A 13,157-nucleotide genomic window follows, 5' to 3' on the forward strand; every position below is an offset into this window, starting at 1 on the left:
TTTCTATTGTCCCTCGCCGGCTTTTCCCACTGAAATCAGTGTGATTCCGAGGGCCACTTGATCACCAAGTTTACAATTTATTTGATCAATGAGACCCTCCTGTCGAGCTTCCAAAGTGTACTCCATTTTCATCGCTTCCATCATTACGACAGGCTGACCAGAAATCACTTTGTCGCCAACTTTCACTAGGATCTTGATAATCTTGCCTGGCATCGGAGACACCACATCGGAATGAGAAATTGCACCTCTTCCACCGCCTCTTGTTTTCACTGGAGGAGAATATTGATATGTTTCTCCTTCATAGTGATACCATAGTTGCTGGCCCAAGCGCTCGCACCAAACCTCCACCTGCCGACCTTCAATCGACACTGAATAGCGTTTCATCATCTTCTCCCCCACTGATGAGTCCAAGGGCTGATCGTCTTGCCTTCATTATGTTCTCTCCCATTTCCTGAACCCGGAGCCGCCAAGCAAGTAGAGGAATTCACGCCGACTGGAATCTGTCGATATAACTCCGCTGCGATATTCTGTTCAAAGGATGATTTTTCCTTTCGCTTAATTCCGTGGGGGAAATAACAATCAATAAAATCAGTTTTCATGGTCCCATCAATAAATTGGGAATGAGATAAAATCTGAATAAGATAGGGTATATTCGTCTTCACTCCGAAAATAATTGTGTCTTTCAAAGTGCGAATCATCTTTTGAATCGCTCGTCCGCGCGTTTCGTCCCAGACAATCACTTTTGCAATCATTGGATCATAAAAGCTTGTTATTTCATCCCCAGAATCAAACCCGATTTCCAATCTCCGTCCTGGACCATACGGAAAATGATATGACCCCAAACGACCCGTACTCGGAATTCCTGCTTGATAAGGATCCTCAGCATAAATTCGACATTCAATGGCGTGACCGTGTGGAATCGGTAATTTTGGCCATACCAGACTCTGTCCCATCGCTGTAAATATTTGAGCCTTTACCAAATCAACGCCCATTACCAGCTCAGTGACAGGATGCTCCACCTGCAAGCGCGTGTTCATTTCCATGAAATAAATTTCTCCATCCTGGAGAAGAAATTCGATAGTTCCGGCACCCACATATTTTGCTTCCTTAGCAATTTGAATTGACGTCCGAGCTAGCTTTTCGCGAAGTTCTTCTGACAAGGAAGGCGACATTGCCTCTTCAATGATTTTTTGATGCCGCCTTTGAATCGAACACTCTCGATCAAAGAGGTGATACACTTTTCCGCTGCAGTCCCCAAAAATCTGAACCTCAATGTGCTTGGCCTTGTCGAGATATTTTTCAAGAAAAATTCGATCTGAACCAAAAGAGCTAAGACCCTCACGTTGTGAAGATGCAATGGCCTCCTTAGCTTCTCTGAGGTGCCGGACAACTTTCAGGCCGCGACCTCCCCCGCCCCCTGCTACCTTAACAATAACTGGAAATCCAATTTTCTCCATTTCTGATAGCAAACGAGACTCAGATTGATCATCGCCCTGGTACCCGGGGATAACGGGGCCGCCTGCTCTTTCTACCATTTTTTTTGCTGATATTTTATCACCAAATAATCGAATCACTTCTGGAGCAGGGCCGATAAAACATATTCTTGCCTTCAAACAAGCATCTGCAAACTCCGCATTCTCAGAAAGAAAACCAAATCCCGGATGTATTGCATCCACTCCCGCACTCAAAGCCCCTTGGATATTTGTGTCTATATTCAAATAGCTCTGATTTGTAGGTGCAGGGCCGATACAAACTCTCTCATCTGCCAGGCGAAAAGCTGTCGTTTCTCTGTCCACATCCGAATGAAGCAAAACCGTCTGTATCCCCAATTCCTGACAAGCACGTATAATGCGAACCGCAACCTCACCTCTATTAGCAATCCCAATCTTTTCAATTTTTAAACTCATTTTATTTTCGATTGCCATTTTGGCAATCGCCTTTCAAAAAAGGAACGAATTCCCTCTTGACCTTCAAGACCAACCCTTTTTTCAGCGATTACCTGAGTCGTCATTTTTTTAATTTCCGACCAATCTTGACAATCTCTTACTCTGGCAATGAGCGACTTCGTCTCCCGTACGGCTTCTGGACCAGCTTGCTTTATAAAGTTCAGATTCTCCAATACCTTGCCACTGCACTCAGCTTCAGACCCCACAAACTGAATAAGTTCCGCATTCAAGGCCTCCAATGCTGAAAAGGTCCGTCCCGTTAACATAAATTCCCGACCTGCCGCAATTCTTATTTTCTTAAATACGAATGGACTAATCACAGCGGGAACCAAACCAATCTTCACCTCACTAAAACAAAATTTTGTCGACAGCTCCGCAGTTGCAAAATCAGAAATTGCCACTAAACCAATTGCGCCACCCATCACGCTGCCATGAACATGAGCAAAGATCGGAACTGGACACCTCATGCCCGCATCAAACATCAAAAAGAGAGCTTCTGCGTCCCGTTGATTTTCCTCAAATGAAAATTTAGCCATGGAGCGCATACTTTCAAGATCTGCTCCTGCACAAAAACTTTTTCCCTCTCCCCTCAGAGCCACAGCTCGTATGGACTTGTTTAATGAGGGCAAAGCAAAAGCCTCTGTTAGTTTTCCGATCATTTCAGTGTCCATGGCATTGTGCACATCTGGACGCGTGAGAATAATGTTTAGTATCTCATCTTGTATATTAGTCTCGATTTTTGCCATGACCCAAACCTGCGTTTCTTCTTTTTGATTTTTTAGCTCTGCACTTCTGGCCCTGCACTTCTAGCCTTGCGGCTTTAGCACTCGTTTTACATTCTAAAAACGCCATGAGACTTTTCTGGCCAAGGTCGGTTAAAACTGGCGCTCAAGCCTAAAGCCAGCACTCGACGAGTGTCCGCCGGATCGATGATCCCATCATCTCAGATGCGAGCACTGGCATAGTAGGCTGAACTTTCTGCGGCGTACTTTGCCAGAATAGGACGCTTGAATTCCTCCTGTTCAGCTTCGCTAAGATCTCTCCCCTCTTGGGCCATCTGATCCAATTTTACTCGCAACAAGACATTCGCCGCCTGTTCTCCACCCATGACCGAGATTCGAGAGTTTGGCCACATCCACATCTGCCGAGGCTGATAGGCTCGCCCGCACATCCCGTAGTTTCCGGCCCCATGAGATCCACCAATGACAACTGTGTACTTGGGTACGCGAGCTGTGCTGACGGCCATCACCATCTTCGCCCCATGCTTTGCTATCCCTTCATTTTCATATTTCTGACCCACCATAAATCCCGTGATATTCTGAATAAATACCAATGGGATGGCCCGCTGGTCGCAAAGTTCAATAAAATGCGTGGCCTTCAAGGTACTTTCACTAAACAAAACTCCATTATTGGCAATGACACCAACAGGATACCCCCAAATATGAGCAAACCCAGTAACGAGTGTTGTGCCGTAATTTTCCTTAAATTCATGGAAACGACTTCCGTCAACAACACGGGCTAATATTTCACGTACGTCGTATGGCACTCGATGATCACGCGGAATAATTCCATACATCTCCTCGGCTCCAAAAAGTGGATCCTCCACAGCTTGAGTTTGAACGGAAACCATTTTTCGTCGATTCAAATAGGATACTATTTCTCGCGTAATTTCGAGGGCGTGCTCATCATCCTCTGCAAAATGATCTGTCACCCCACTCACTTCGCAATGCACCCTTGCTCCGCCCAAATCTTCCGCAGAGACGACTTCGCCCGTTGCAGCCTTGACGAGAGGAGGTCCTCCCAAAAAAATCGTACCGCGATCTTTTACAATCACGTTTTCATCGCTCATGGCTGGAACGTAGGCCCCACCTGCCGTGCAACTTCCCATGACCACTGAAATTTGCGGAATTCCTTCAGCTGACAAGCGAGCTTGATTATAAAAAATTCTTCCAAAATGATCTCGATCAGGAAATACCTCGGCCTGCAGAGGCAAAAATGCCCCTCCACTGTCAACGAGGTAGATACAAGGAAGACCATTTTCTAAAGCTATCTCCTGTGCCCGAAGATGTTTTTTGACTGTGATCGGGAAATAAGTTCCCCCTTTTACTGTGGCGTCATTGGCCACAATCATGCACTCTTGCCCGTTAATGGAACCAACTCCAGTCACAATCCCAGCACAAGGAGCTGAACTGCTGTACATCTCAAAAGCCGCAAAGGACGAGAATTCCAAAAATTGCGATCCGGGATCAAGAAGTCGTCGAATCCTTTCGCGCACAAACAGCTTTCCTCGGCTCTCATGCTTTTCCCGAGCCTCTTTGCCGCCTCCTTGCTCTATGAAGGACAGTCGGCTTCGATGAGTCGCAATTAAGCGAGCCATGTGTTCAGAATTTGAACGAAACTCTGCGGAACTTCGATCTATGCGAGACTTTAATGTGGTCATTTTTTTACCTCAGCAAAAATTGACTTGCCCTGCTCAACCCAAAAAAACGTCTACTCACCCAAAGAAAGGCGGGTCTGCCATTCAATTTTAAAACTCACTTCGGCCACCAACAAATCCTGGTCGTTAAGCACAGAAAGAGAAAGATCATATTCACCCAGTCCTCTTTGTCCTTGGACCACCCGAATCCTTTCTCTGTCCTGTGCCGTCAATCCGTAGCGAATTTTTAAGGACGGACCCCACTCCCCAAGTCTGTTCAATCGAACTTCTGTGACAGTCAAGCGATCAGCCCCGGACAACATATACCTTTCCCAAAACAGGCGTAAAGTCTTCTCTGCTCCATAGGTGATATGGGAAGCTTCCATTCTTGAGCCAAAACCAGGAGAAACAGAAATCGCGGCCGTTAGCACCTCGCCATTCCATTCCCATAGACTATAACTGGGCGAACGTCTGAAAAATCTCGAGGACCCTAACGCGATGTTTAAAGCCAGTTGGGTCGCCTTTGGACTCACAGATTCAAATAAATAAACAAATTTATTGGGCCGGGCTCGGATTTCACCCCAAAAGGAAGAATGGAGTTCCTCGCTTATCTTAAGCTTTTTATCCTGAAGACTCGCCTTGAGGCTCTTGCTTGCCTCATATATCCAATTTCGAGGATCTAGCTCCTTTAACCTCTTATTTGCAAATTTACTCATGGTTGTTCCTACATAAAAGGTAAGTTAGAATGATCTCGGAGCATACTCTGGCTAATAGGATTGGAAAATGAAATACCTTAGTTTGATCGTATTCTTGATTGCGTTACAATGGACTTGGTCCTTTAGCCATCGTCCCTCAAATATTTCTGAATCCGCGCATGTCGGAATCCAGGTTGATTTAAAGAAAATTATCTCGGACTACATCACGGAGAATTTACCCACCTCGCGTAATTTAAAATTTGAAAAATTTTGGAGTGAGCAGTTAAAGAAAAACGTGGTCAAGGCTTCCTTTGTTTATTCCTTCGATGACGAAGATCAGGAATCAGGAAATGCTCGAGTCGTCATCGAAGGCTACGCTATCCTCAACCGTGACTCAAAGGTTGACGAAACTTTTGATTACTGGAACTTGGACGAACTGTACATACTCAACAATAAGATTGATTTTAAAGATCCAATGCTTATTGACCTCCAGAAGGACGGCACAAAAAAGTGAACGAAAAATTCATTGCCATCGATGAAGATGGTTTCTTCCTCATTAAGGGGCAGCGTCTTGAAAACGAGGATTACTGTCACACTCTTTTTTTGAATCTACAGAGGGATGAAAAGGGGAGAATCTTTAGCGCTGTAAATGACCAAAAGCTGTGGATAGAGGCCTTCGATGAGCCTCTCATTGCAAAACAAATCAGCAAAAATCCAGATGGCACATGGACTGTTTATTTTCACTACGGATATTCCACACCACTTATTCTCGAGAGACTTTCGCTGGATGAGTGGGATCGATTTCACGGTATGACGCCCAAAGGAGTGCCATTTGTTCTTTCTCGGTCCGCGCAGGCTGATTTTTTTCAGAAATTAGATAGCTTTGACGACCACTCCATAGTCGCTGACGGAAATTCAGTTCCCATTCCATCCTGGCTACTCGATGACCGCGCCGTCAACAGAGGCGAATTCTGGAATCAAAGGTACCAGAACAAAGATACCCCCTGGGATCTTGACAGACCCGCCCAGGCTCTTGAACAGGCTATTTCCCAATTGAAGATTCCGAAACAACGAATTCTGGTACTAGGCTGTGGAACGGGAACCGATGCTGCCTATCTGGCGAAACTTGGCCACATAACGACGGGGGTGGATATTTCTGGCGAGGCCATTCAGCAAGCAAAGGAAAAGTTCGGCCATGTGAAAAATCTCAATTTCCTCAATGCTGATGTTTTTCAGCTTCCTCAGGCGCTTCATAAGTCATTTGATTTGGTTTTCGAACATACTTGTTATTGTGCTATTTCCCCCTCTCGACGCAATGAGCTTGTCGAGGTCTGGAGGCGAGTTCTTGTGAGTGATGGCCACATTCTAGGAATTTTCTTTACCATGGATCGCAGAGAGGCTCCCCCTTTTGGAGGCAGCGAATGGGAGATTCGCCAACGCTTGCATAAGAGTTTCGACTTTCTCTATTGGACCCGCTGGAAAAAATCGATTGAGAGCCGACAGGGCGCAGAACTCGTTGTTTTTGCAAGACGCAAAGACAATCTCGTCTGATTTTTTTGTTATTATCTTGTTATTATAAAAAAGAGGGACGGGGGATTAAACCCGTCCCACAAATGAGACATCTCTGCGGATATACGATAAGCCGGATTCTGTCTGACCGATAAAAGATGTCTTTTATCCGCCTGGCAGTCATTCCTCTGAGAGCAATATTGCTATTACCCTTATGCAACCTACCCGAAAGCTTCGCGCTGGCCGCGCTCTATCACTTTCCTATTTGGTCTTGCTCCGCGCAGAGTTTGGCTGTTTTCACTCCAGCGGCTCCCTAAGAGTCTCCCATTTCCAACTCTAAGATCAGTGCCCTGGACATTCTCTCTGTTCCACTGTTCCTCACCTCACGGTGGAGGGGCGTTACCCCCTGCGCTGCCATTTGGAGTCCGGACTTTCCTCTCAACCCGAAGGCGAGCGACTGCCTGTACATCCGCGTCTGCCTTGTATCACAATCTGTCTTTATCTACAATCCACCAGATTTGGAGATTTGCTGATGACTTAAAAAGACATAGATTTGACTCATTTGGAGAACTCTCTAGAATTTTTTTTATAAAACAACGACAATAGAAAGGTCAAAACAGTCCGTTGGAGGAAGACCGATATGCCGAGGCAAATATTTATTATTACAATTCTTGCTGCTGGTTCAGTCGCCCTTATTTTCCAAAATCTCAATTTTTTCAGTAGCGCCTAAAAAAGAGCAAGCCTTGTCTTGTCTCTAGGGCTTCAAATGACCAGGATCGGAATTTAATATCTCCAGGATATCCTGTTCGATAAATTTATCGGCGGCCTTACGGCATTCTGCAAAATAGCCCTTTTTTCCCTGCTCGATGTAGGTCCTCACGCAGCCGGCACTATAGGCCGAGCGAGCCAATTCCACAGCCGCTTTTAAGGATATAAGATCCTCCCCATTCTTTAGCGCTGTTTCGAGAGACTGAGACTTACGGGAACTGGCGCACCCATTTCCAAATAAGAGACAGAGGGTTGTGATGTATACCAGGGGCCGAAAAATTACTGAAAAGACTTTTGAGTAGGGCAAATATTCTCCAAAACTGTTATTGGTAGACCTATATGGCTGTAACATTAGATTTTGTCCTCCAGACGAAATCCAAGGGTTTTCACATACTAAGCATATTCCGCTGATTAAGTCTAAGGAGTTCCTCCAGCGCAAATATGTGACGGAGGGGCTTTCTATTCAGCAAATCGTGGAAATGACTGTGTCCTGCAAAACTGCAGTGAAACGGTATCTGAAGGAAGCCGGAATCCCACTTGTAAAGAAGATATGAGACCTGGTCCACCTGGCTATGGGGAGCACAATGCAAAAGGCCGCAAGGTTCCTAACAAAGCTGAGTTGGAGGTAACTGATAGAATTAAGGACCAACACCGGCAAGAGCTATCAGCCACTCGAATTGCACAACTTATGCCTTCGCTCGGCTTACCTACCAAGAAGGGCGGCAAATGGCACGCCAAGACCATTCTAAAAATCTTGAGGCAATTTGCTAAACAAACTGGACAAGAACAGAATTAGGGTCTTGAGAAGGAAAGTGCCATTGACAAGTTCATTTGAGCAGGTACAACTTTTTTATTCAGAAAGTCGAACGCCTCTTGACTTCTTCGATTGTCAAATCCTGCATCAAGATGGACAAATTCTTTTAAGTAAGCACCCACTTGCGTAACAATCGGTTTTGTATCCAACTGAGCCTCGTAGGCATCAAACATCGTCGTTAGCACTGCAAGTTGAGGTTTGGGTTGATTGGGTATTCCGCCGGGCGGGATGCGATTCTTGATGCGAATATCGGCCAAATAGACCAAGTACTGATAGGTAATATCCATGAACTTTCCATAAGCAGTGGGTGACTCGTTAAGCGCCTTCCATCGTACAGCTAAAGGAAGAAGGTCAGGATCTTCAACGACTCGATCAAGTGCATCGAAGTTGTAATAGCTAAACGGGACATGTCCATTGCGCCAATGAGCATTTCTCCAACTCGATCCAAGCCCCTCAGCTGTCAAGTTTCCCGCTAAGGCACCACCACAAGACATCCCAAGCGCTAACGGCGATTGAAGTGTCAAGACTATGCACAACGGTGCCGCAAATCGGAAAAATGTCATAAGCACAAAGCCTCCAACGGCGTTTAAACGCACGCTACCAACTCAATGAATTTACTGCAGGAGAAATCTCAAATCTAGTTGAAAGTTGGGGGCACCAGCCCTTCTGAAAGGATTCCACTACTTTACAAAAAGAAAGGCAGCCTCATGAAAATATCGTAGGTCCCGATTACGCACAGTCAGGGGATGTGTGCAAGTGGACCTCCCAACGAGTATCTGCATATAGCTGGCATATTTGACTTTGGGGCAGTGCTTTTGGGCTGCGTGAACTGTCCCCTCAATTGACATCCTAGGTAATTGGAATGAAACATCAAAAGGACCGTGCGTCTCTCAAATTCGAGGCGCTTTTGGTTGAAGGCTCCAAAGACAAGCGAAGCCAGTACACCCAAGAGTACGAGGCCACTGTCGAACGAATTGATGCTGAAATGACATTGATGCTGAAATGACAAAGCTTCAGGCACGTTTTGATACTTTGGAACCAAGTCAGGATTTCCGGACTGATGGATTCTTTGATGAGTTCAGAGGTCAGTTGAAAGTCGCACGAAAGAATCAGGATCTAATTTCAAAAAAGGCAGATCCACGCATGAGATGACTGAGACTTTGGACAAAGTCCACCATCGACCAAGTAGACCCGTAGACCCCGAGCAACGCGAAGGATATTCCAGGAACCTCTACTTGGGGCTCTTAACGACACCTTCAAAATCAGAAAATACCAGAGTTGGGAATTTTTGCTTTTTATCTAAATCATCAAGTCCTTCATATCGCATATGATCGTCTGATATATAACTTAAAGAGCCCAAATTTAATTCAAACAAGAGATCTAGCCGACCACTATATTTTTGTATCAGTTTAATATCATATGGATGAGCTCTTAATTTTACTTTCTGAGCTGTAGAAAGCAAGATGTGCCTTCCAACTGTCCGTAACCGAGAATCAACAATTTGTGAGTAAAGTATCATCACTCTTCGCAATTCTTTAAATTCATTTGAGTCGAGATGACTATCATGAACCCGAGGCCAAGAGGTCAAATGAATCGACAGTGTCGCTTCATCAGGATTAGGATGCCGACTCCAAACCTCTTCACTAGCAAATGGGAAGAAGGGTGCCGATAGTTTGAGAACCATCTCTAGACAAAACTGATAAGTCGCAACTGCCGAGATATGCCTCGAATCTGATTTGTCTAAGTTAAACATTCGTCTTTTTGTGCCATTAACAAAAAAATAAGAAAACTCTTTTACAAGTTTTGACAATTCAATTACAGCCAAATGATACTTATACTCATTCATGTAAGAAGTGATTATGTAGTTATAATGATTAATATAATTGATGAATAGTTTATCATATTCATACGAGATATATTGCGGTGGATAGTACGTTTGCCTCCAGCCTTCATATTTTCCTAGATTAATCAATTTTTGGATCAGGTTTTTTCCAACTTGATCCATTATAGCATGATCGTATTTTGTATTTTTACCTGGATATCTCGTTAAGGCCCAATAACGAGTTATGTCTCCGCCGAATTCAGTCAGAAACCTATTAGGTTCCACTGAATTTCCAACTGACTTACTCATTTTTGAACCATTTTTGTCTAAAACAACTCCATGTACAATTACATTGTGGAACGGCTGATTTCCGGCGAGGCCACTATCTAACATCGCCCATCTTTGAAGAGATCGAATTGTCCAAGCTTCGGTGATATCTTGTCCATGCGTTCTAATGTGGGCGGGCGTAAAATGAGACAATTTATCTGTTAGATTACCAATCAGATCCGGCCGTTGCGACACAAAAGTTATTGTTGAAGTCATCCATGTATCCATAGAGTTGTGTTCACCAGTAAACCCATTGCTTTTACCGCGCTGGTCATTTGTATAATTTGGTGGAGTATCTACCTGAGGATCTATTGGTAATTTCGCTAAGTCTGGCAATATCGGTTGGCCAAAGAGAGGTTCACCTTTCTCATCCAATGGATACCATACGGGAATAGGTACACCATAATCTCGTGTTCGAGATATGGGCCATTGCTGACGAGAAATGCTTCTAAATTGGCGGATGACCGCTGACTCTTCTGTTCCCAACCATTTAATCTGCTTTATAAGCTTTAAAACTTCAAGTTCTACAGATTGTGGATTAACAATCCATTCGACAGCAGGGCGTCCGTTTTCATCTGCAAACTTTAACTCAAAGTTACCATCTGAATATAGGCCTAAATCGAATCCCGCAATGTTTGAGCCCGGTGGTAACGAATATGCAAAACCACTCTTTAACAATTTTAAAAATGCAATTTGTGAGTCTCGCCGACTGTTCGTGTCCATTGTGTGATACTGAAGGTTTCTATCTAAACCTAACCCAACACCGCTCCATATTTTCCAATGGGGGACTGTGCCACATTGAACAAAATTATCGCATACTGAATTCATATTTTCTCGATTTAAAATCATTTCGCCGCGCAATTCAGATTTGATTAAATTGTGCGTGGGAAAACCATTAGAATCCCACCCCATAGGATATATTACTTCGAACCCTTGCATCCGTTTAAACCGAGCGATTGCATCTATGGGTATATAGGTTACCAAGTGACCAATGTGTAGGTTGCCAGAAAGCGTGGGCGGTCCACCGTCAATAATAAACTTAACTTTGTCGGAGTTTAGGCGAGTACCATAAATATTTTGAGCTTCCCAAATGCCTGCCCACTTAGCTTCATAAATTTTCACTTCGTCTTGAAATGGAGGTCGAGCATCCTTCAAGAGTAATGAGTTGCAACTAATCTCGTCTAAACCAGCAACTTTTGGCTCTCCACGGTTGGAGGTGGGATGCGGTAAGTCAAAAAAGAAGAGGCCTAAGACTTTTTCAAGCTAAGATTTGGGTGCCTGACAACTCAAACCTTTGAAAGGAAAAGAACTTATGCCTCAGCACGAAAAAATATCACAATTTCTATTATTACCAGAATTAAAACTTTTAAAATTTGGGAGAGATCGATCTGGCCGAAAGCACAAACAGGTTGAAAAAGTATCCAGCTTTGAAATCTGTCCAAAGTGTGCGACACCTTCTAAGACTGTTTATGATCGAAGGTGGGCCAAAGCACACGATGCTCCCATCCACGGCAATCAAGTCTGGCTCCATGTTTTAAAACGCAGATTCTATTGTAAGACCTGCCGAAAGCCTTTCACCGAACCAGTTCAAGGAATCAGAAAAGGAAAAGAACCACCGAGAGGTTTAAACGAGGTGTTCTTTGGGCCTGTGAGAACTTTACGGATCTCAGTAAGGTCAGAAGGGCCTATGCATGTTCAACGTGGACGGTCTATCAGACTCTTTATGAGAGGTTAGAGACGAACCTCAAGAGGCATATCAATTATCCGTGGCCAAAACCATTGGCATAGATGAACACTTTTTCTCTCGAGCCAATGGGTTTAGAGAGTTTGCAACCGTACTCGTTGATTACAACAATAAGCGTGTTCGTGAACTCGCTCATGGAAAAGTAAAAGGGCAACTCATTGAACAACTTAAACATATCCCTGGTAGAGAAAATGTAAAAAACGTCGTTCTAGATTTGTCAGATAGCTATAAAAGCTTTGTTCGAGAGTTTTTTCCTAACTCCCAGATGATTGCTGATAAGTTCCATGTGCTCAGGCTTTTAAATCCAGCTCTTAATCGCTACCGAAAACAAGTCACTGGCGACAAAAGAACCAGTCCCCTTCGAAAACTCCTACTTAGAAATGGTAAAAAGCTTGAGTCCTATGAACGAAGAGCCCTTTATGAATGGCTCAATCTTCATCCCCAGCTAAAAGAAATTTATCATTACAAAGAAGCCCTCCATGGATTTTACCGAATCAAAGGAAACAGAACAGCTGCCAAAGTGTTAATTCGAATTACAGATCAAATGGCTTTAAGCCAAATCCCCGAAATAAAAACCTCAGGCGCACCCTCATGAAATGGAGAAATGAAATCTTGAATTACTTCGTCAATCGCATTACCAATGCCAGAACAGAAGGCTTTAACAACGTCGCAAAGCTAATCCAGAAGAGGGCTTACGGCGTTAAAAGTTTTAAATTGTACAGACTCAGATACCTAAGTGCTTGTGCTTAAATGACTTTTTTGAATTACCCACCATGAACCGAGTAGAACCCAACTTTTTCTTGAGCGGCCGGAGATTTATCAAAAAACAAAAGAATTAAACAAAAAAGTGTTCGTACCATTGCTATTATGGCTTGTTTAATCATGCCAATTGACTCCTGCGGCAGCTCGATTCTCCTAGGTTGTACATTTTTTTATTTTTCAAAAAATTACCCGAAAATTGTAATTAAGATATGATATGAACCGTAGAACCATTCGATCTCAATGTTCTAAGCAAAATGTAGACCATCTCAGTCACAATGGTAGGGGCTCCAGGACTTGAACCTGGGATCCTCCGGTTATGAGCCGGATGCTTTAACCAACTAAGCTAAGCCCCCA

16 protein-coding genes, 1 tRNA gene and 1 other RNA gene are annotated in these 13,157 nt (G+C 44.0%); 8 read left to right on the forward strand and 10 right to left on the reverse strand.

Features of this window, described 5'->3' with window-relative positions; genetic code table 11:
• Nucleotides 1-3 precede the first annotated feature (3 nt).
• The 5 genes from IPJ71_15235 to IPJ71_15255 all read right to left on the reverse strand — a co-directional run bounded on the left by IPJ71_15235 (nucleotide 4) and on the right by IPJ71_15255 (nucleotide 5,078).
• Nucleotides 4-387, reverse strand: coding sequence for a hypothetical protein (locus IPJ71_15235; GenBank protein MBK7845014.1), 384 nt, complete (start codon nucleotides 385-387; stop codon nucleotides 4-6).
• Entirely contained in the window at nucleotides 384-1,907 is a 1,524-nt protein-coding gene (locus IPJ71_15240) for an ATP-grasp domain-containing protein (protein ID MBK7845015.1), read from the reverse strand. Before IPJ71_15240 ends, IPJ71_15235 begins: the two co-directional genes overlap by 4 nt.
• Complete coding sequence (locus IPJ71_15245) at nucleotides 1,904-2,692, reverse strand: enoyl-CoA hydratase/isomerase family protein (protein MBK7845016.1); 789 nt, start codon at nucleotides 2,690-2,692, stop codon at nucleotides 1,904-1,906. The genes IPJ71_15240 and IPJ71_15245 overlap by 4 nt, the downstream gene beginning before the upstream one ends.
• Nucleotides 2,693-2,889: 197 nt before the next feature.
• Entirely contained in the window at nucleotides 2,890-4,386 is a 1,497-nt protein-coding gene (locus IPJ71_15250; protein ID MBK7845017.1) for a methylcrotonoyl-CoA carboxylase, read from the reverse strand.
• 50 nt (nucleotides 4,387-4,436) lie between these two features.
• Complete coding sequence (locus IPJ71_15255; protein MBK7845018.1) at nucleotides 4,437-5,078, reverse strand: hypothetical protein; 642 nt, start codon at nucleotides 5,076-5,078, stop codon at nucleotides 4,437-4,439.
• A gap of 67 nt (nucleotides 5,079-5,145) precedes the next feature.
• Here IPJ71_15255 and IPJ71_15260 point away from each other — a divergent pair, with 67 nt between their 5' ends.
• Nucleotides 5,146-5,571 (forward strand): hypothetical protein, encoded by a 426-nt coding sequence (locus IPJ71_15260; GenBank protein MBK7845019.1) that lies wholly within the window; start codon nucleotides 5,146-5,148, stop codon nucleotides 5,569-5,571.
• Nucleotides 5,568-6,608: a methyltransferase domain-containing protein gene (locus IPJ71_15265; GenBank protein MBK7845020.1), complete on the forward strand. Its 1,041-nt coding sequence runs from the start codon at nucleotides 5,568-5,570 to the stop codon at nucleotides 6,606-6,608. The genes IPJ71_15260 and IPJ71_15265 overlap by 4 nt, the downstream gene beginning before the upstream one ends.
• 71 nt (nucleotides 6,609-6,679) lie before the next feature.
• Here the strand turns inward: IPJ71_15265 and rnpB are convergent.
• Nucleotides 6,680-7,039: RNase P RNA component class A (rnpB, locus tag IPJ71_15270), an RNA gene on the reverse strand.
• Nucleotides 7,040-7,320: 281 nt separating this feature from the next.
• Nucleotides 7,321-7,686, reverse strand: coding sequence for a hypothetical protein (locus IPJ71_15275; GenBank protein ID MBK7845021.1), 366 nt, complete (start codon nucleotides 7,684-7,686; stop codon nucleotides 7,321-7,323).
• 198 nt (nucleotides 7,687-7,884) lie between these two features.
• On the opposite strand from IPJ71_15275, the gene IPJ71_15280 reads away from it, so the two are divergent.
• Entirely contained in the window at nucleotides 7,885-8,130 is a 246-nt protein-coding gene (locus IPJ71_15280) for a recombinase family protein (GenBank protein MBK7845022.1), read from the forward strand.
• Here IPJ71_15280 and IPJ71_15285 read toward each other — a convergent pair.
• Nucleotides 8,127-8,711 (reverse strand): hypothetical protein, encoded by a 585-nt coding sequence (locus IPJ71_15285; GenBank protein MBK7845023.1) that lies wholly within the window; start codon nucleotides 8,709-8,711, stop codon nucleotides 8,127-8,129. The two genes, IPJ71_15280 and IPJ71_15285, sit on opposite strands and share 4 nt — an antisense overlap.
• A gap of 299 nt (nucleotides 8,712-9,010) precedes the next feature.
• Here IPJ71_15285 and IPJ71_15290 point away from each other — a divergent pair, with 299 nt between their 5' ends.
• Nucleotides 9,011-9,154 (forward strand): hypothetical protein, encoded by a 144-nt coding sequence (locus IPJ71_15290; GenBank protein ID MBK7845024.1) that lies wholly within the window; start codon nucleotides 9,011-9,013, stop codon nucleotides 9,152-9,154.
• A complete protein-coding gene (locus IPJ71_15295) occupies nucleotides 9,151-9,300 on the forward strand; it encodes a hypothetical protein (GenBank protein ID MBK7845025.1) in 150 nt (49 codons plus the stop codon). Before IPJ71_15290 ends, IPJ71_15295 begins: the two co-directional genes overlap by 4 nt.
• A gap of 79 nt (nucleotides 9,301-9,379) precedes the next feature.
• Here IPJ71_15295 and IPJ71_15300 read toward each other — a convergent pair whose 3' ends face one another.
• Nucleotides 9,380-11,419: a class I tRNA ligase family protein gene (locus IPJ71_15300; GenBank protein ID MBK7845026.1), complete on the reverse strand. Its 2,040-nt coding sequence runs from the start codon at nucleotides 11,417-11,419 to the stop codon at nucleotides 9,380-9,382.
• A 190-nt stretch (nucleotides 11,420-11,609) separates the two neighbouring features.
• Between IPJ71_15300 and IPJ71_15305 the strand changes: the two genes are divergently transcribed.
• The 3 genes from IPJ71_15305 to IPJ71_15315 are packed head-to-tail and all read left to right on the forward strand — an operon-like array spanning nucleotide 11,610 to nucleotide 12,791.
• A complete protein-coding gene (locus IPJ71_15305) occupies nucleotides 11,610-12,032 on the forward strand; it encodes a transposase family protein (GenBank protein ID MBK7845027.1) in 423 nt (140 codons plus the stop codon).
• 31 nt (nucleotides 12,033-12,063) lie between these two features.
• A complete protein-coding gene (locus tag IPJ71_15310) occupies nucleotides 12,064-12,636 on the forward strand; it encodes a transposase (protein MBK7845028.1) in 573 nt (190 codons plus the stop codon).
• Nucleotides 12,633-12,791: a transposase gene (locus tag IPJ71_15315; GenBank protein ID MBK7845029.1), complete on the forward strand. Its 159-nt coding sequence runs from the start codon at nucleotides 12,633-12,635 to the stop codon at nucleotides 12,789-12,791. Before IPJ71_15310 ends, IPJ71_15315 begins: the two co-directional genes overlap by 4 nt.
• A gap of 288 nt (nucleotides 12,792-13,079) precedes the next feature.
• Here IPJ71_15315 and IPJ71_15320 read toward each other — a convergent pair.
• Nucleotides 13,080-13,156, reverse strand: a tRNA-Ile gene (locus IPJ71_15320).
• Between the last annotated feature and the right edge of the window lies 1 nt (nucleotide 13,157).

Source organism: Bdellovibrionales bacterium (genome assembly GCA_016714165.1).
Taxonomy (GTDB): Bacteria; Bdellovibrionota; Bdellovibrionia; order Bdellovibrionales; family UBA1609; genus JADJVA01.